General features: G+C 47.7%; 16 protein-coding genes. 10 read left to right on the forward strand and 6 right to left on the reverse strand.

From position 1 onward, the window contains the following. Window positions 1-12: 12 nt before the first annotated feature. From HRU69_00220 to HRU69_00235, 4 genes are read left to right on the forward strand one after another with little or no spacing between them, the layout of a single operon-like run. Entirely contained in the window at window positions 13-828 is an 816-nt protein-coding gene (locus HRU69_00220) for an SDR family oxidoreductase (protein QOI95993.1), read from the forward strand. Next, window positions 828-1,586 (forward strand): sulfite exporter TauE/SafE family protein, encoded by a 759-nt coding sequence (locus HRU69_00225; GenBank protein QOI95994.1) that lies wholly within the window; start codon window positions 828-830, stop codon window positions 1,584-1,586. Before HRU69_00220 ends, HRU69_00225 begins: the two co-directional genes overlap by 1 nt. Then, window positions 1,586-2,482, forward strand: coding sequence for a hypothetical protein (locus tag HRU69_00230; protein ID QOI95995.1), 897 nt, complete (start codon window positions 1,586-1,588; stop codon window positions 2,480-2,482). The genes HRU69_00225 and HRU69_00230 overlap by 1 nt, the downstream gene beginning before the upstream one ends. Before the next feature lie 52 nt (window positions 2,483-2,534). Beyond that, complete coding sequence (locus HRU69_00235; protein ID QOI95996.1) at window positions 2,535-3,782, forward strand: sodium:proton antiporter; 1,248 nt, start codon at window positions 2,535-2,537, stop codon at window positions 3,780-3,782. Between the two features lie 9 nt (window positions 3,783-3,791). Here HRU69_00235 and paaN read toward each other — a convergent pair whose 3' ends face one another. Both paaN and HRU69_00245 read right to left on the reverse strand, forming a co-directional pair. Then, window positions 3,792-5,462 carry a phenylacetic acid degradation protein PaaN gene (gene paaN / locus HRU69_00240; GenBank protein ID QOI95997.1) on the reverse strand — a complete coding sequence of 557 codons (1,671 nt, stop codon included), beginning with the start codon at window positions 5,460-5,462 and terminating at the stop codon, window positions 3,792-3,794. A gap of 8 nt (window positions 5,463-5,470) precedes the next feature. Beyond that, the gene (locus HRU69_00245) at window positions 5,471-6,187 is read right to left on the reverse strand and encodes a DUF4197 domain-containing protein (protein ID QOI95998.1); all 717 of its coding nucleotides are present in this window, start codon (window positions 6,185-6,187) and stop codon (window positions 5,471-5,473) included. A gap of 106 nt (window positions 6,188-6,293) precedes the next feature. On the opposite strand from HRU69_00245, the gene HRU69_00250 reads away from it, so the two are divergent. The 5 genes from HRU69_00250 (at window position 6,294) to HRU69_00270 (ending at window position 11,185) form a co-directional block, all read left to right on the forward strand. Next, window positions 6,294-7,541, forward strand: a complete 1,248-nt coding sequence (locus HRU69_00250) for a competence/damage-inducible protein A (protein ID QOI95999.1) — start codon at window positions 6,294-6,296, stop codon at window positions 7,539-7,541. A gap of 215 nt (window positions 7,542-7,756) precedes the next feature. Next, window positions 7,757-9,058 carry a 2-oxo acid dehydrogenase subunit E2 gene (locus tag HRU69_00255; protein QOI96000.1) on the forward strand — a complete coding sequence of 434 codons (1,302 nt, stop codon included), beginning with the start codon at window positions 7,757-7,759 and terminating at the stop codon, window positions 9,056-9,058. A 7-nt stretch (window positions 9,059-9,065) separates the two neighbouring features. Beyond that, window positions 9,066-9,689, forward strand: a complete 624-nt coding sequence (locus HRU69_00260; GenBank protein ID QOI96001.1) for a ParA family protein — start codon at window positions 9,066-9,068, stop codon at window positions 9,687-9,689. Beyond that, entirely contained in the window at window positions 9,686-10,003 is a 318-nt protein-coding gene (locus tag HRU69_00265) for a hypothetical protein (protein ID QOI96002.1), read from the forward strand. The genes HRU69_00260 and HRU69_00265 overlap by 4 nt, the downstream gene beginning before the upstream one ends. Window positions 10,004-10,039: 36 nt before the next feature. Then, the gene (locus HRU69_00270) at window positions 10,040-11,185 is read left to right on the forward strand and encodes a PLP-dependent transferase (protein ID QOI96003.1); all 1,146 of its coding nucleotides are present in this window, start codon (window positions 10,040-10,042) and stop codon (window positions 11,183-11,185) included. 6 nt (window positions 11,186-11,191) lie between these two features. Here the strand turns inward: HRU69_00270 and HRU69_00275 are convergent, their stop codons facing one another. Together HRU69_00275 and HRU69_00280 are read right to left on the reverse strand one after the other, a co-directional pair. Beyond that, window positions 11,192-13,258 carry a tetratricopeptide repeat protein gene (locus HRU69_00275; GenBank protein QOI96004.1) on the reverse strand — a complete coding sequence of 689 codons (2,067 nt, stop codon included), beginning with the start codon at window positions 13,256-13,258 and terminating at the stop codon, window positions 11,192-11,194. Window positions 13,259-13,329: 71 nt separating this feature from the next. Continuing rightward, window positions 13,330-14,556: an MFS transporter gene (locus tag HRU69_00280; protein ID QOI96005.1), complete on the reverse strand. Its 1,227-nt coding sequence runs from the start codon at window positions 14,554-14,556 to the stop codon at window positions 13,330-13,332. Window positions 14,557-14,690: 134 nt separating this feature from the next. On the opposite strand from HRU69_00280, the gene HRU69_00285 reads away from it, so the two are divergent. Continuing rightward, the gene (locus tag HRU69_00285; protein QOI96006.1) at window positions 14,691-17,825 is read left to right on the forward strand and encodes a glycosyl hydrolase; all 3,135 of its coding nucleotides are present in this window, start codon (window positions 14,691-14,693) and stop codon (window positions 17,823-17,825) included. A 48-nt stretch (window positions 17,826-17,873) separates the two neighbouring features. Here the strand turns inward: HRU69_00285 and HRU69_00290 are convergent, their stop codons facing one another. Both HRU69_00290 and HRU69_00295 read right to left on the reverse strand, forming a co-directional pair. Beyond that, window positions 17,874-18,050: a PLDc_N domain-containing protein gene (locus HRU69_00290; GenBank protein QOI96007.1), complete on the reverse strand. Its 177-nt coding sequence runs from the start codon at window positions 18,048-18,050 to the stop codon at window positions 17,874-17,876. 6 nt (window positions 18,051-18,056) lie between these two features. Further along, window positions 18,057-19,007, reverse strand: a complete 951-nt coding sequence (locus HRU69_00295) for an OmpA family protein (protein ID QOI96008.1) — start codon at window positions 19,005-19,007, stop codon at window positions 18,057-18,059. Between the last annotated feature and the right edge of the window lie 27 nt (window positions 19,008-19,034).

Below are 19,034 nucleotides of genomic sequence, written 5' to 3' on the forward strand. Positions count from 1 at the left end.
AAAGGCTTATTCATGGCAAGCAGATATTTTTCGGATAAAGTAGTATGGCTAACCGGTGCCTCGTCAGGTATTGGTGAAGCATTAGCCTATGAACTTTCACAAAAGGGCGCTAAACTGATTTTGTCATCGCGCAGAAAAGAGGCCCTCGAAAAAGTAAAAGGCAACTGCCCGGCAGAAGCCCAACCGAATATCCGCATCCTGCCGCTCGACCTGGCGAAACCATCCACCCTCAGCCTGAGCGTTGAAGCAGCCTTACAACTCTTTGGCCGGGTTGACATCCTGATTAACAACGGAGGTATTTCCCAGCGAAGCCTGACAAAAGAAACCACCCTTGAGGTTGACCGGCACCTGATGGAGGTTGATTACTTCGGAACGGTTGCCCTGACGAAATACCTTTTACCGCATTTCCTTCAGCGCAAGTCCGGTCATGTGGTAACCGTTAGCAGCGTGATGGGTAAAATCGGAACACCATACCGATCGGGCTATGCAGCCGCCAAACATGCCCTGCACGGCTTTTTCGATTCCCTCAGAGCTGAATTGTGGAGAGAAAGCAAAAATATTCACGTAACCCTGGTTTGCCCCGGATGGATTCGCACCAACATCACACTCAATGCCCTTACGGGCGATGGAAGTGCATTGAATAAGATGGACACCACCACCGATCGCGGCATGAAGCCCGATGTATTTGCCAAAAAAATGGTTCGGGCCATTGAAAAGAAAAAAGAAGAAGTGTACATCGGGGGCGCAAAAGAAAAATTTGCCGTTGTGGTAAAGAGGTACTTTCCGAAAGTTTTTTCACGCATCATCCGGACAGCAAAAGTGCGGTAATGGAAATTGATTACCTCACCAACCTGTTCATCATTGTCATCGGATTTATTGCCGGTTTCCTGAACACCGTGGCCGGTGGTGGCTCGCTGATTAGTTTACCCATCCTTATTTTCCTGGGGCTCCCCGGTTCGGTGGCCAATGCCACAAGCCGTGTGGCAATCCTGGCGCAAAATGTTTTTGCCGTTACAGGCTTCAACAGCAAAGGCATTAAACTGCCCATGCCGTACAGCATCTTTCTATGCATTGCCTCTCTCATAGGCGGATTAATCGGTGCGAAGCTGGCAGTTGACATCCGCGATGCACTGTTTAACCGGATCCTTGCTATCATCATGATCCTGGTAGTGTTGAGCATCGTACTGGAGAAAAAGGTTAAATCCGAGCATCGTGCCGAACGGCTTTCAGTCAGGCATCAGGTGTTGGGAACCTTTGCCTTTGTGCTGCTGGGCATTTATGGTGGATTTATCCAGGCTGGCATCGGCTTTCTGGTTATTGCTGTGCTCACCAACATCAATCACCTTAGCCTGGTAAAAACCAATTATGTAAAAGTATTTGCAGCCATTGTATATACCGGAGTTTCGGTGATTGTATTTACACTTGAAAATAAAATCGTGTGGACTACCGGGCTGGTACTGGCCATCGGCCAGGGGTTTGGCGGGTGGTACGCCAGCCGGTGGAGTGTAGAGAAAGGCGATGTATGGATTAAACGTATTATGATTGTTACCGTTATTGCATTGGCTGTTAAACTCTGGTTTTTCTGATGACCGATATAACCTTACTGACCGACTCGCGCTACGTTAACCCAAAAGAAATTAACTGGTATATTCAGAATATTCTGGATGAAGACCACCTGCTTCGTACAGCATTAAAAAAGCGCGGCCTGCGTGTAAACAGAACAAACTGGGATAATGCTGATTTTGACTGGACCAGTACCAAGTTTGCCGTATTTCGCACTACGTGGGATTATTTTGATCGTTTCAATGAATTTTCGCAGTGGCTTGCGTTAACTGCAACCAAAACAAACTTCATTAATCCGGTAGAATTGGTACGCTGGAACATGGATAAACATTACCTGCGCGATTTAAACAATCAGGGCATTACAATACCTCCAACCATATTTATTGAACCGGGTGATGCTCGTTCACTAACTGAAATTGTCAATGCTTCAGGCTGGAAAGATTGCATCTTAAAACCCGCTGTTTCAGGAGCGGCACGCCATACCTACCGGCTTAACCTAAAAAACAGTACTGAGCATGAAGCCATCTTCCGCAAATTAATTGCCGATGAATCCATGCTCCTGCAACAATTTCAGCAGCCGGTTATTGAAAGAGGCGAAGTAGCTTACATGCTTTTCAACGGCCGGTACAGCCATGCCGTATTAAAAAAAGCAAAACCCGGTGATTTCAGGGTGCAGGATGATTTTGGCGGTACGATTCACGATTACGAACCTGTACGAAGTGAAATTGAGTTTGTTGAAAAAGTTGTTGCCAACTGCAATCCAAAGCCTGTTTATGCCCGCGTGGATGTAATTTGGAATAATCAGCAGGAGTTATGCGTATCAGAACTTGAACTGATAGAGCCGGAACTGTGGCTCAGAAAAAATAACCTGGCCGCTGATCACTTTGCAGAGGCCATAGTACTGGCTATAGATCGATGATTATTCAACAAAAAACGTTGCCATTTCGTATCTTGAATTCAAACGATAAGGCATGGAGTTATACTACACGTTTTCAATCCTGATTGTACTCTCTGCGTTGTTTTCTTACCTCAACAGCCGGTACCTGAAACTCCCGCCTGCCATCGGTATTATGCTGCTGGCCATCATTACCTCACTCAGTATGGTGGCCGTGGGCAAATCCCATCCCCAGTTTTCAGCCTGGATTTCCGATTTGATTGCAAGCGTTGATTTTCCTTCGGTGCTCATGGGCGCCATGCTTAACTTTCTGCTCTTCGCAGGGGCCATCCACATCAGCATGGCCGACCTGCAAAAACAAAAAACGCCCATCCTTATTCTTTCAACGGTTGGCGTAATCCTCTCTACATTCATTGTTGGTTCGTTGCTTTACGTTATCCTGTTGGCATTGGGGTTAATCGTTCCGCTTATTCAATGCCTGGTGTTTGGGGCACTCATCTCCCCTACTGATCCGCTGGCTGTTATTGCCATTCTGAAAAAAGCCGGTTTAGGCAAAACACTGGAGGTAAAGATCTCCGGAGAATCACTCTTCAATGACGGTGTAGCCGTGCTGCTGTTTGCCATCCTGCTGCAACTGGCGCAAGGCAGCGAAGTAGATATTACGTTTAAACATATTGCAGGCTTGTTTGTACAAGAGGCCATTGGCGGGCTGGCCATCGGATTTCTGTTGGGCTATATCGGTTCGCAAGGCATCAAGCGCATTAACGATTATCAGGTAACTGTTTTAATTACGGTTGCCATTGTTATGGGTGGGTACCTTATCACCCGCTTCCTGCATATTTCCAGTCCGCTTACCATGGCGGCTGCAGGCCTTGTAATCGGCAATTATGGTAAAGCCAAAGCCATGTCGGCTCTTGATAAAGATTACCTGGATAAATTCTGGGAGATGATTGATGAAATCCTGAATGCCATTCTGTTTCTGATCATCGGCTTCGAAATCCTGCTTATCCCCGACATCCGGCAATACTGGCTGATTGGGTGTTTAAGTATAGGCATTGTATTGCTTGGCCGCTTGCTTTCCATCTGGTTGCCTGCCCGGCTTATTCCAGGCCTCGAAAGATTTGATTCCAAAACGCTGACTATTCTGGTATGGGGCGGCCTGCGGGGCGGTGTATCGGTTGCGCTGGCCCTAACCATTGACCCTCATCTGAATCAGAATTTATTTCTCTCAGCAACATATTATGTGGTTGTGTTTTCAATACTCGTGCAGGGTCTTAGCATCGGCAAGCTCATCAGTTTGATGAATTCCCGTAAGAAGGGCTGATGTACCCCCTTAAACAGGCCTAACAGGTTCGCGATGCCCCACCCAGGTAAACCGTTTAATTACATACTCCGGATTGGTGAATGAGGCGTTGCCGGCCGGGTTACCACCGGTAACATGGAAATCGCTGAAGCCGGCATTTTGATTCATGTAAATACCCCCGGTAAGATTAAACGAAACCGGTGTAGCCGCAAGCGCCATTGCATCAGCAATTTTTTCGCGCATCCCGGCATCGGTGGTGTAAGCACCACAACTTATCGCGCCATGCTGTCGTGCCAGTTGCTGAGCCAGCTCAATGGATTGGTCGGTATTTTTTGTTTTGATAAGTAAGGCTATTGGTCCGAATAATTCTTTATCAAAAATATCTTTTTTAGATGCATCAATTTCCACCACTACCGGGGTAGTTGTTCGGGCGTTGGTAAACACAGGGTTGGCAATGGTTCTTGATTTTAACCATACTTTGCCCGGAAGCTTTTCTGCTTCGGCTACCCTATCGCAGGTTTTTTTATTCTGCACTGTGCCCAGTACAAACGGGCCGGCTTTCGGATTATCCACCAGACTATTTACATTGTCCACAACCTTTTGAGCAAACTCATCAAAGCGTATAGTCCCGTTTGGCGTTTTAATTCCGCTTTCGGGTATAAAAAAATTCTGGGGTGCCGTACACATTTGTCCGCTGTACAGCGAGACTGAAAAGGCCAGGTTAGCTGCTACCTTGTCGGCATCTTCAACGGAATCAATGATTACCGAGTTTACACCCGTTTTTTCGGTAAAGGTTGTTTTACCGGGCAGCGTTTCCAGGTAATTACCAAATGCGGAGTTGCCGGTAAAGTCAATCAATTTTACATCCGGGTGTTCAGCCAATTCCTTCGTAATCATTTTTGAAAACGTATCGGGGGCCAGCTGGCAGATGTTTGTATCGAGATTATTTTCTTTCAAAACGTTTTGAATCTCAGCAATCACAATGGCAATAGGCAGAATGGCCCCCGGGTGCGGTTTAACAATTACGGGGTTTCCGGTAATCAAACTGGCATAAAGGCCCGGTACGGTATTCCATGTCGGAAAGGTAGAGCAACCAATTACCAACGAAATTCCTTTTGGTACGGCACGCCACTCTTTGTTAAGTTGAATGTTGAATTTACCCATAGGCTTATCCCACAATGCCGCTGCCGGAAAGCGGTTCAACTCTTCGTAACCGGCTGCAATGGCTTCCAGTGCGCGATCGGCTGCATGGGGCCCCGATGCCTGAAAGGCCATCATATACCCCTGGCCGGTGGTGTGCATAGTGGCGTAGGCTATCTCAAAGAAGCGGGACTTCACACGTTCCAATGATTCAATTAAAATCCCGGCACGATCCTGTACGCTTACTTTGCGCCAAACATGATAAGCCTTAGTTGCCCGGTCAATTAATGTATTGCTTGAGAACGATGGGTAAGAAATACCAAGCGGCTCCTGCGTATAAGGCGACTCTTCCTGCCCTATCCAGTTTTCGGGATTATCCTGCTTTAGTTCTTCAAACTTCTTGCCCAGCCAGCTTTTGAATTTTGCCTGGCCGTCTGCATCAGCAGTCTCTCCGTAAACAGCCGGTGCAGGGTGTTCAGGATAAGCGGCAAAGAACGTGCGGTTGTGAAGGGCCTCAATGGCTTTTGCCAGAAGTAACTTATGCTTTTCAAATAGCGTCATGTTGATCATTATTTATTATACCCAAAAACTTTCTTCAGCAAATCGGTTGTACGTGCCACTGGATCTTCGCGTATGCTTTTTTCTTCTTTAGCAATCATCAGGAACAAACCGTCAATGGCTTTATTAGTGGCATAGTCATCGAGATTGGGATTTACCTTTTCAACCGTTGGAATTTTATTGTACCGCGTTACCAGGTCGCTGTAATATTTGGTGGCATTTACTTTGTTCAATGAGTTTTGAATAACGGGCTTAAACTTTTCTACTAACTGGGCCGATGTGGTGCGCTTCAGGTACTGGGTGGCTGCGTCCTGATCGCCTTTCAAAATTCCCCAGGCATCCTCAATCGTCATGGATTTAATGGCACTGATGAAAATCGGCTTGGCTTCCTTGGCGGCATCTTCTGCACCCCGGTTGAGCGTCATAATAAATTTATCCACTTCACCACCCAGGCCGATGTCACGAAGTGTGTTCTCCACTTTTTTAACATCGGGCGGAAAGGGGATTTTTATTTCCGGGTTTTTGAAATAGCCATCCAATTGTGAAACCAGATCCGATCCCTTTGATATACCATTGATCAGCGCTTCCTTCAACCCTTCCGCTACTTCGGCAGTTGTGAGTGGTTTTTCACCACCGATGGATTTATTCAAATCGCCAAGCGCCTGGTTAAGTTGGGTGGTGGTGCAGGAAAGAGAAAATAAAAGAATAGCCACGCTAATTCGGTTCATATCCTTTGATTGAGGGGCCTAAATTACCGAACATTCACTAAAACCCAGTATGTAAAATTTTCAAAATCCTAAGGTATTTAATTTATTGCATCTTAGGGCCATTAAAATGAAACCCATCCTAGCTGAAATACTGGCCATTGGCGATGAACTGCTCATCGGGCAAACGCTGGATACCAACTCGCACTGGATTAGCGGAGAGTTGGATAAGGCTGGTATAAAAACCATCCGCAGAACAACCGTTGGCGATACAGAAACTGAAATTCTTACAGTTTTTGCCGAAGCCGAACAACGTGCCGACATTGTACTGATTACCGGTGGTCTGGGCCCCACCAGCGATGACCTGACCAAACCCTGCCTGGCGAAATATTTTAACTGTGAAATCAAAATTCATGAAGAGGCCCTGGCCGAAGTAACCGAGTTTTTTAAAAGCCGCGGCCGTGAACTTACCGAAACCAACCGGCAGCAGGCAGCGCTGCCCGTGTGCTGCGAAAAAATTACCAACGCCATCGGCACCGCACCGGGCATGTGGTTTGAAAGAAACCGGAAGGTTTTTGTTTCCATGCCGGGCGTACCCCACGAGATGAAAAGAATGATGCAGGAAACGGTCATTCCGAAACTTCAAAAAACGTTTACCCTTCCGGTAATCCTGCATCGCATCATCCGCACGGCCGGCATTGGCGAATCTTTTCTGGCCGATAAAATTGCCGGGTGGGAGAAAGCGCTTCCGCCAAACATGAAACTCGCTTTCCTGCCCGGATTAGGGGAAGTAAAACTAAGGTTAACAGCCTTTGGTAACTCCAGCGAACACCTTCAGCAACAAATGGATGAGCATATTGAACAGTTGAAACCCCTGATAGGGAATTTTATTTATGCATTTGAAGATGTGGAGTTGGAACAGGTTATCGGTCAACTGCTTCGCGACCGCAAACTTACATTAGCTATAGCCGAAAGTTGCACAGGCGGTTACCTCTCGCACCTGATCACCACCATACCCGGAAGTTCCGATTATTTTATGGGAAGCATGATCCCTTACGCGTATGATATTAAAATGCGGCAACTGGGTGTGAAGCCCGAAACGCTTGAACGGTATGGGGCAGTAAGCGAACCGACCATTGTTGAAATGGCCAACATCGTGCGGGCAAAATTCAATACCGATATTGGCGTAGCCACCAGCGGCATTGCCGGACCCGGTGGTGCAACTCCCGAAAAACCGGTAGGCACTGTTTGGATAGCCTACTCCGACAAACACCAAACTGTAACCCGCAAACTACAACTTTCGAAAGACCGGATACTGAACATTAAACTGGCTTCCACAGCGGTGCTGAATCTTATCCGGCTAAGCATGCCGAAATAATAAGGGACCGGCACCTCCTGCACCAGCCCCTTTATTCAACCAAACCCTCTTAGCCGAATTCAGTTGCTATGATACCCGAAGGTAATCAGGCTGCGGAGCGTTGAACATGACCCGGATCATGCAAAAGCCCTGATTCTGGTCAACTGGTAAAGCGTTAACCCGCTTAAGGGTAAGGAAGAAAATAGTAACTTTGGCCGGTCTTAAACTAACGTAGCATGGCGCTGGTTGAACTGATTATGCCCAAAATGGGCGAAAGCATTATGGAAGCCACCATTCTTTCGTGGCTGAAAAAACCAGGTGACAAAATTGAACAGGACGAATCGGTACTGGAAGTAGCTACCGATAAGGTAGATACTGAAGTTCCTTCCACTCATGCCGGTGTGCTGAAAGAAATCCTGGCCAAAGAAGGCGAAGTGGTTAAGGTTGGTAAACCCATTGCTGTTATTGCCACCGAAGCCGATGTAACCGCCACTCCGGTTACTGAAAAACAGCCACCAGCCAAAAAAGCTGAACCGGTTAAAGAAACCGGTACGCCAGCCCCCACCAACGGGGCATCAAAAACCGTTGCCACTGATTTTAAATCAGCCTCCCGTTTTTACTCGCCCCTGGTTAAAAACATTGCCCGCGAAGAAAATATACCGGTCATGGAACTGGAAACCATACCCGGCACCGGCCTGGAAGGGCGGGTAACCAAAAAAGATATTCTTGCTTATGTGCAGCACCGCAAGCTGGGCCAAACCATCCAGTCGGTACAACAACATGCCGGTGTAACCACCGCGCCAAAAGCCGTTCCGGTTTCCATTTCGGGCGGAGATGAAATTATTGAAATGGACCGCATGCGCAAAATGATTGCCGAGCGGATGGTGGATTCAAAACGAATTTCTCCACATGTTACATCCTTTGTTGAAGCTGATGTAACCAACATCGTATTCTGGCGCAACAATGTAAAAAACGAGTTTCAGAAACGCTTCGGAGAAAGTTTAACATTCACACCCATCTTCATCGAAGCCGTGGCCAGTGCCATTAAAGACTTCCCGATGATCAACATCCAGGTGGATGGCGACCGGATTGTTAAGAAGAAAGACATCAACATCGGTATGGCCGTTGCCTTGCCCACCGGCAACCTGATTGTGCCTGTTATTAAAAATGCCGACCAGTACAACATCACAGGGTTAGCAAAAATTGTAAATGACCTCGCCAACCGCGCCCGCGACAACAAACTGAAACCCGATGATTTGGCCGGGGGTACTTACACGGTCTCCAATGTCGGCTCGTTCGGCAATGTGATGGGCACGCCCATCATTATGCAACCGCAGGTAGGCATCCTGGCGCTGGGCGCCATCCAAAAGAAACCGGCCGTAGTTGAAACGCCTTACGGTGATGCCATTGTGGTACGGCATAAAATGTTCCTCTCGCATTCGTACGACCACCGCGTGGTGGACGGAGCATTGGGCGGATCGTTTGTTCGCAGGGTAGCCGACTACCTCGAAAAATTCGATATCAACCGGGCACTGTAACAAGGCAATGGCCAAAATCATTTCCTTCATCAGCCGCAAAGGCGGCACCGGCAAAACCACCAACGCCATTAACCTGGCCACTGCGCTGCACCATGCCGGAAATAAAGTGATGTTAGTTGAAACGGATACCAACTACACGCTTAATACGCTTCGCAAAATGGAACAGTTAAAAGGCGAGGCAGGCGGAGCATTATTTGAAATACTTGGCTCGCATGATCACCAGGTGGCCGATGAACTCATCCGCATAAAGCAAACCCAGGGCCTGCACTATATTATTGTCGACAGTGCCGGTAAAACCACCGATGAGGGCATAAAAAAACTGTGCCTGGTAAGCGATGCGGTGATTGTTCCAACCAGCCTTACTCAAAATGATTTGCTGGTAACTTACCAAACCGTGGCCGACCTGGCTCCCGCGCGGGTACTCAATCCAAACCTGAAAATTATGGTATTGCCCAACCGCATCCACAGCTTTACCAAAATGAAAACTGTGCACGACAGCCTGAGTAATGTAGATGCCATCATTCTGGATGTGATGGTGCCGCAGAAAAACGTTTTTGTAAATTTCAGTACGGTAAATGCAGAAACAGGGTATCAGCCTGTTGTTAATGAACTGATGAAGCATCTGAAATGAGTAAAAATAAAAACCCGCTGAAAGACCTCGACCTGTTTTTGAAACAGCAGGCTGCTTCGTTTGTAAACCCTACCCCATTGAGCGAGCGTGTGGTTTCCGCATCCTCAGAACCCGTACCCGAAACTACTGATGATCTCATTACCCGCCTTTCAGCACTGGCCCAGCAAGACCGTGAAAAATTTTTAGATCTGATTATTCAGGCTGCAGAAAAAGACCCTTCACCCGGCAGCACCATGCTTATTAATACTGCGCTCTACCTGAAAAGCGGGGCCAACTGGAAAGAGGCTGTACGCCAGTATTGGCAAAACAAATAATCCGGTATTTTTGCCGGTCGTTTAAAACAATCAACTATGAAATTTGGTACTAAAGCTGTTCACGCAGGCGTTGAGCCCGATCCTTCAACCGGGGCCATTATGACGCCTATATTTCAAACATCAACATACGTGCAGGAAGCACCCGCCAAACATAAAGGATATGCCTACGCACGCGGGGCCAACCCCACCCGAAACGCCCTTCAAAAAAGTATTGCTGCGCTTGAAAACGGAAAATATGGGCTTTGCTTTTCCTCCGGCATGGGAGCAACCGATACCGTAATTAAACTGCTCAATGCGGGCGATGAGGTAATAACAAGCAACGATTTATATGGCGGATCATACCGCATGTTTAAGCGCGTGTATGAGCGCCTGGGTATAAAATTTCATTTTATTGATTTAACCAACGCCAACAACATTTACCAATACCTCAACGATAACACAAAGTTGATTTGGCTGGAAACACCCAGCAACCCGTTGATGAATGTAATTGACATAAAAGCCTGCGTGGCAATTGCCAAAACAAAAAATATTCGTGTGGCGGTTGACAACACCTTTGCATCGCCCTATCTGCAAAACCCGCTTGACCTGGGCGCTGACATCGTGATGCATTCGGTTACCAAGTACCTGAGCGGCCACTCGGATGTGATTATGGGTGCCCTGATAACCAACGATGAAAAATTGCACCAGGAGCTTGCCTTCATTCAGAACTCCTGCGGTGCAGTGCCGGGGCCACAGGATTCATTTTTGGTGCTACGGGGTATTAAAACGCTTCATCTCCGTATGGAACGCCATTGCCTGAACGGCCGGAAGATTGCTGAGTTCCTGGCGGCTCACCCAAAAGTGGGCACCGTCTACTGGCCCGGTTTTACCACACATAAGAACCATGAAATTGCCAAACAGCAAATGCGCGACTTTGGTGGGATGCTCTCCTTCACGCTTAAGAATGATGCACTTGAAAAGGCATTTACACTGATGAAAAGCGTTCAGTTGTTTTCATTGGCCGAATCATTGGGCGGTGTTGAATCGCTTATTAACCACCCCGCCTCTATGACGCATGCCAGCATACCGAAAGAGGAGCGTATTAAAAATGGTTTGGTAGACTCATTAATCCGGTTAAGTATAGGTATCGAAGATGCCGATGATTTAATCAGCGATTTAGAACAGGCACTGGCTAAAGTATAAACTTGATTAAGCAGGCTCTTTTGGCAACCGGACAGTAAACTCGCTGCCTTTACCAGGTTGTGAATTCAGTTCGATACTCCCGTTGAGGCGATCGACCAGAATTTTCACAATGGCCAACCCCAGGCCGTTTGAACTTTCTCCCCCGGTTGGCCGGGCGCTTAGTTTTTTAAATTTCTGGTAGAGAAATTTTTTGTCTTCTTCGCTGAATCCGGGTCCCTGGTCTTTAACCGATAGCAAAACCATACCGCCCTCATCAGCCAAAGAAATTGTAACGACCGATTGTGCCGGTGAAAATTTTATGGCATTGGACAACAGGTTATCGGTTATCCGGGTAACATAGTCAAAATCGCAAATAATTTCACCGGCAGACCCTGCTTGTTGTATTTGTATTGATTTGCCGTTAGCCGTGTGGCTGAAGGCTCCAATCCTGTCGGCAATTAACTGGTCAAGGTTAAACGGGGCAAAACCCGGTTCGCGGTTTACATCCAGCGAGTTCACATCGAGCAGGTCGGTAATCAGGTCAAGGCCGGCCCTTGTTGAATCCAGCATCAGGCTGAGGTATTTTTTTTGTTCGGAGTTCAGCGAACCTTCCATTTCAATTAAACTGGCCAGTCCGCGGATGCGATTTAAAGGCGATTTCAAATCGTGCGCCACAATATTCATCAGGGTGTCCTTCTCATGGTTTAAATCCGAAAGCTCGCGGTTGTGCTTTGCCAGTTGTTCGTTCTGGCGAATAATTTCCCTGCGCTGCGCTTCGATTTCAGCATTCTGCAGCATCAGCCGTTCGGCCGATTCCTTGCGTTTCTTAGTATTGCGCCACTGCATAAATACAACCAGGCTCACAAAAAATATTACGACATACAGGATGATATTCTGAAGCCGCTGCTGGCGAATCACGGACTCATTTTGTGCAGCCATTGCTTTCAACTGTTCATTCTCCCTTTCCTTTTTTTCTATTTCCAGTTGAAACTGCAGTTTCTCAATTTCGCGGGCCAGATCAACACTTACCAGCGACTCCTTCAGAATCAGGTATTGGTTGATATACCTTGTAGCTTCTTCTTTCTTACCGGTTTGTTCATAAATTTTTCCAAGGTAAAAATTAGCATCCCGTTTCAAATCAAGGTGTACATCGGATTTTAGCTCAACAACCTGTTTCAGGTAAGGAACTGCATCACTAAACTCTTTTAACTGATAATGGACATTTCCCATCAGCAGGTTGGCACGGGGCATCAGGCGCAGATTTTTATTTTTTACCACCATGGTATAAGCCAAGTGCGCCAGGCTGTCGGCTTTCTTGTAATTTCCACTCTTCACAAGGAACTCAGACCATCCCAGCCTGATTTCCGCCAGACTTATTTTATCGTCTATTCGTTGAGCAATGGAGTCAGCCTGTTCAAAACACCGGTTCGCCTCATTTACCCGTTTTAATTCACTATACACCAGGCCCAATTCTGAAAGAGCCGAAAGCAGGGTTCGGGGCTCACCCACTCTTTTACGCAGGTTATATGCCTTTACCGACATATCCAGCGCCTTTTCAAAATCATTTTGCGATTTATAAATATTGGAAAGGCTGCGATACACATAAGCCAATCCGGCCGGCTCCTGAATCACTTCAAAAATCTGAAGGGCCTGGATAAGATTCTCGTAAGCCCGGGTATAGTCGCCCTGATCAAAAAACAGGCGACCGAAATTGTTATAGCCATAGGCAAGCTGCACCGAATCGTTTTGCTGCTGAGCAACCTCAATGGCACGGGTATGGAAATCAAACGATGATTTATAGTCGCCCTTATAGGCCTTTGCCAGCCCGATAAAACTTAACGGCTTGGAAAGTTCCTTGGGTAAATTCAATTCCTGGCCGACTTCGTAAGCACGTGTACAGTACCAGATGGTGCTGTCCGGGTACGACAACCGGTAGGCGAATCCGATATCATTGAGCAGATCAAATTGTTTGCGTTTATCAGAACGGGGAAGCAGGCTGCGGAGGCTGTCTATGCGCGAAAATTGCTGACCAAACGAGGCCTCTGCTAGAATAAGAAGGCCGGCCAAAACAGCAATAAAGAACCGAAAAAGCATTCCCTGGTAACTTTTACCTGCAAAGGTAAGGATTACCTTGCAGCCCACAATTTTATTGAATGATCAGCGTGTTAATCCGATTCAACAAAATCCAGATCCTTACCAAACGTTTCACTCAGAAAGGCAAGCGAAACCAGCGCAATAATAATGGTAGCTATACCAACCATCAACGCACCGGAAACAATACCGTACGAATCACGCAAAAACTTAAAGGCTATGGTTAACGGCACAACGGTGCCACGGATAAAATTCGGAACCGATGTGGCCACCGTTGACCGCAGGTTGGTGCCAAACTGCTCGGCTGCAATGGTAACGAACAGCGCCCAGTAACCCACACCAAACCCAAGGAAAAAACAGGTGAGGTAAAAGAACGAGGTTGATTTTACCGGTGCCGAGAGGTATACTAAAATAAAAGCCAGCGTGAGTAAAATATAAACGCGCACTATACGCTTGCGCGATCGAAACCACTGACTGAATAATCCGCTGCTCAAATCACCGGCCACCAGGCCAAGGTAACTGAACATCACGGCATCTCCGGCAACAATTGCACCGGGTATTCCCAGATGAGCTGAAAATTCCGGTGAGAATGTTATCAGTATGCCGATGGTAAACCAGATGGGCAACCCGATAAGGATGCAGTTTACAAACCGTTTAAACCGGTCTGCATTCGTAAATAATTGAAGGAAGTTGCCGCGCTCAACAGTTTTCTCTTTCAGTTGCATAAACATACCCGATTCGAAAACACTGATGCGTGTAATCAGCAACAACAAGCCAAGCCCACCGCCAATAAAATACGATACCTGCCAGTCAAACTGCTTGGCAATAAAGTTGGCCATAACAGCCCCCAATAAACCCACGCTGGCTACCAGGGTTGTACCGTATCCCCTCAATCGGGTGGGTAACACTTCCGAGACTAATGTTATGCCTGCACCCAATTCACCGGCCAGCCCAATACCGGCAATAAACCGCAGCCAGGCATATTGCTCCACCGTGGTAACAAAGCCGTTGGCAATGTTGGCCAGCGAATACAACAAAATGGATCCGAACAAAACCGAGAGCCGCCCCCTTTTATCACCCATAATGCCCCAGATGATACCCCCGAGCAAGAGGCCGGTCATTTGCACGCGCAAGAGAAACTCACCCTGATCAAACTGCTCGGCCTGGGGTACACCCAATGCAGCCAGGCTGGGAATGCGCACAATACTGAACAGCAGCAAATCGTAGATATCAACAAAGTAGCCGAGGGCCGCTACAATTACCGGAATACTGAAAAGCTTCCGCAGGTCGCCTGGTTGCATAGGTAAAATTTCCCTGAAAATAGAGGTCTTTCGCCAAAGTCAAAATTTCAAACGAAAGCGATATCTGCCACTGATAGAAAAGTTCAAGGCCAATTGATAACTTAACCCTAATCTCACGTCCAAAATCAATGCCTATGAAAAAGTATTACCTGCTTATTGTATGCCTGCTGGCCTTGTGGCCGCACCTGCATGCACAGAAGAAACCGGCTGCTGCACCGGCAACCGCATCGTACGACCCCAAACTTTACCAGGCCCTTGAATGGCGAAGCATCGGCCCCTTCAGGGGTGGCCGCTCGGCAGCCGTAACCGGGGTGCCCGGCAAGCCAAACCTGTTTTATTTCGGGGCCACCGGTGGCGGTGTCTGGCGAACCACCGATGCCGGCAACACCTGGGAAAATATTTCTGATGGTTTCTTTGGCGGCTCCATTGGCGCGGTTGCCGTTAGCGAGTGGGACAATAACGTAATTTATGTTGGAGGTGGCGAAAAAACCGTTCGCGGTAACGTGTCGTACGGCTACGGCATGTGGAAATCGGTGGATGCCGGCAAAACCTGGACGCAGATTGGATTAAAAGATTCACGGCACATACCCCGTGTTCGCATCCATCCGAAAAATCCTGAAATTGTCTATGCTGCAGTACTTGGCGATTTGTTCAAATCATCGGAAGAACGTGGCGTTTATAAATCCGTTGATGGCGGTAAAACCTGGAAGCGCACCCTGTTTGCCAATGCCGATGCCGGGGCCGTTGACCTGTGCTTCGACCCGAATAATCCGCGCGTGATGTACGCCTCCACCTGGCGTATCCGCAGAACGCCCTACAGCCTTGAGAGCGGTGGTGATGGATCAGCCATGTGGAAGAGCACCGATGGCGGAGATACCTGGACCAATATTACACAAAGCGAAGGCTTGCCTAAAGGCACCTGGGGCATTGTAGGTATAAGCGTTTCGCCCGTTAACTCCAACCGCGTTTACGCCATTATTGAAAATGAAAATGGTGGTGTTTACCGCAGCGATGATGCCGGCAAAACCTGGCGCAAAATGAACGACTCACGCGATCTGCGCCAGCGTGCCTGGTATTATACCCGCATTTATGCCGATACCAAAGATGAAGACATGGTGTACGTGGTGAATGTGTCCTACCACCGATCCAAAGATGGCGGCCGCACTTTTCAATCATTTAATGCTCCTCATGGCGACCACCACGATTTGTGGATTGCACCCGAAGACAACCAACGCATGATCATTGCCGATGATGGCGGTGCACAGGTAAGCTTTGACGGTGGCGAAAACTGGACCACCTACATGAACCAGCCTACGGCCCAGGTCTATCGGGTAACTACCGATAATGCATTTCCTTATCGTATTTACGGGGCCCAGCAGGATAACACCACCGTTCGGATTTATCACCGCACCGATGGGTTTGCCATTACCGAAAGCGATTGGGAAATAACAGCCGGCAGCGAAAGCGGCCACCTGGCACCCGACCCGACCGATCTTGACGTTGTTTATGGCGGAAACTATGGTGGGCTGCTTGAAATGGAAAACCACCGAACCAAAGAAAACCGTGCCGTTAACGTGTGGCCGAACAACCCCATGGGTCACGGAGCCGAAGACATGAAGTACCGCTTCCAGTGGAACTTCCCGATCTTCTTCTCACCCCACAACCCTAAAAAACTATACACCACCTCCAACCACGTACACGTAACCTACAATGGCGGGCAATCGTGGGAAACCATCAGCCCCGACCTGACCCGGAACGACAAGTCAAAACTTGGCCCTTCGGGCGGACCCATTACCAAAGACAATACCAGCGTAGAATATTATTGCACCATCTTCGCTGCCGGTGAGTCGCCTTATGAAAAAGATTTTATCGTTACCGGTTCGGATGACGGCCTCATTCATGTTACTACCGATGGCGGCAAAGAGTGGAAAAATGTTACTCCCAAAGACATGCCCGAATGGATGATGATTAACAGCGTAGAATTTGATGCTCACCAGAAAGGCGGCATTTACATTGCCGGCACCCGCTACAAACTGGGCGACTACCAACCCTACCTGTATAAATCGAAAGACTACGGCAAAACCTGGACGAAGATTACAGCCGGCATTGACCCCGGCCACTTTACCCGCGTGCTGCGCGCTGACCCGAAACGCAAAGGGTTACTCTATGCCGGCACCGAATCGGGGATGTATATATCATTTGATGATGGCACAAGTTGGAAACCCTTCCAACTCAACCTGCCCATCGTGCCGATTACTGATCTGACCATCAAAAATGATAATTTGATTGCCGCTACGCAGGGAAGAAGTTTCTGGCTGATTGATGATTTAACCCCGCTGCACCAGTTAACCGACCAGGTAGCTGCTTCCGATTCATATTTGTTTAAACCGATGCCCAGCTACCGCATGGGCCCGGCCTTCAGTTTCGGTCGTGCCCCCAGAACTGCAGGCCAGAACCATCCCGGAGGTGTTATGGTGCATTACTACCTGAAGGATACCACGAAGGCGCAGGTTAGCCTGGAATTTTTAGAATCAAGTGGAAAGCTGATCAAGAAATTTTCCACAAAGCCCGACCTGAAAGCCAAAGAAGAAAAACTAACACTGAAACAACCGGGCATGAACCGGTTTAACTGGAACATGCGCTACCCCAATGCCGAATCGTTTGACGGCATGATTCTGTGGGCCGCTTCCCTCAACGGCCCCCGTGCACTGCCGGGTACCTATAAAGTAAGGCTAACGGTAAATGGAAAATCGATGGAAACGGATTTTGAAATTCTTAAAGATCCGCGTTCAACCGCTACCGATGCCGACCTGAAAGCCCAGTTTGACTTTGTGCAGGAGGTACTGGCCAAGGTAAGCGAAACCCACGGGGCCATAAAAAAGATACGCCAGGCCCGCGAGCAGATTAACCGTGCCATCGACCCGATTAAAGATCAGAAAGAAGCCATGAAGGATGTGCTCGATAAAGCCAAGGCTATTCAGGACAACATGAAAGCCATTGAGGAAACGTTGTATCAAACCAAAAACCGCAGCGGACAGGACCCGCTCAACTTTCCGATACGGCTGAATAACAAACTGGCACATTTAAACTCTCTGGCCGGTAACGGCAACAGCCGCCCTACCGACCAAATGGTGGAGTTTAAAAAGGAAATTACAGCCGAGATTGATAAGCACCTGAATGCCCTTAACAAAATCTTCAAAGAAGACATACCGGCATTCAATGCACTGGTTAAACAGAAAAATATCGATGCAGTAGTACTAAAAGATTAACTACCTGGTTTTTAGAATAAAGGCCCGGACAAGTCCGGGTCTTTATTTTTATAGCTTGATGATCTTGCGGCTCACCAGGTACCACGCCAATGGACCCAGCAGGGGGAAGACAAGGATAATTACAATCCAAAGCACCCGCTTTTCCATTGATGATTCCTGTTTCCACACATCCAGTATGGCCAGTACATCAATAACAATGATGAGTATATAAAATAATCTGCTCATAAAAATTTAGTTGGTTTCGAGTATCCGGAATAATTCGTCTAGGTTGGGAGTTATGATAATTTCCGTTCGCCTGTTTTTCTGCTTGTTCTGTGGAGTATCATTAACCGCCAGCGGAGTAAATTCTCCCTTGCCTGCGGCTGTAATTTGTTTTGGCGATACACCCGCTTTGGTCAGGATCTTGGTGATTGCCGTAGCGCGCATCACGCTTAAATCCCAGTTATCCTGCATGTACTGCGATTTTTTGGAAATCGGAACATTATCGGTGTGCCCTTCAACCATAATGTTTATGTCGCGCTGATCTTTAATAGCTTTGGCCAGTTGTTGCAAAGCAGTAACTCCTTTGGCATCCACCTCGGTACTTCCGGAAGCAAACAGCAGTTGCTCGGCAAGAGAAACATATACCTTTCCGTTTTTAACATTAACAGTCAAATCGTTTTCTTTAAAATTCAGCAGCGCATTCGAAATTTTATTCTTTAGGTCATTAACGGCTTTATCCTTTGCGGCCAGCACTGCCTCAAGTTCGCGTACTTTCTTCTCGCGTTCCGAAAGACTGGTACTCAGCGAGTCGTTCATTCTGCGGGTTCGTTCCAGGCTGTTTTGTATAGCCAGCAATTGCTCCTGCTGCTGGGCCATATCGCGGTTCAGTTTGCCGCTGCTGGTAAGCAGGTTTTTGTAATAGGCGTTCAGTTTATCGTACTCCTGGTTTAACTCGGCCAGCCTGGCAGTTTTTGCCTTCAGATCTGCGCCAAGGCTTGAGGTATCAGCGGCCAGGCTTTTCACTTTTTCATCCAGGGCGGCTAATTCCTGGTTAGCTTTTTCCAGTTGCTGGTTACGTTCAGCCAAATCGGCCTCCAGTTTAACTTTTTGTGCCAGCATGTCGTCATACTTCTTCTTGGTAACTACACATGATGAAAACAAAAAAGGTAAGGCAAGTACCAGTGTGATTGTACGCTTCATAAGTTTAAAAAATGGTTTGGTAAATAT

Source organism: Flammeovirgaceae bacterium, assembly GCA_015180985.1.
Taxonomy (GTDB): Bacteria; Bacteroidota; Bacteroidia; order Cytophagales; family Cyclobacteriaceae; genus UBA2336.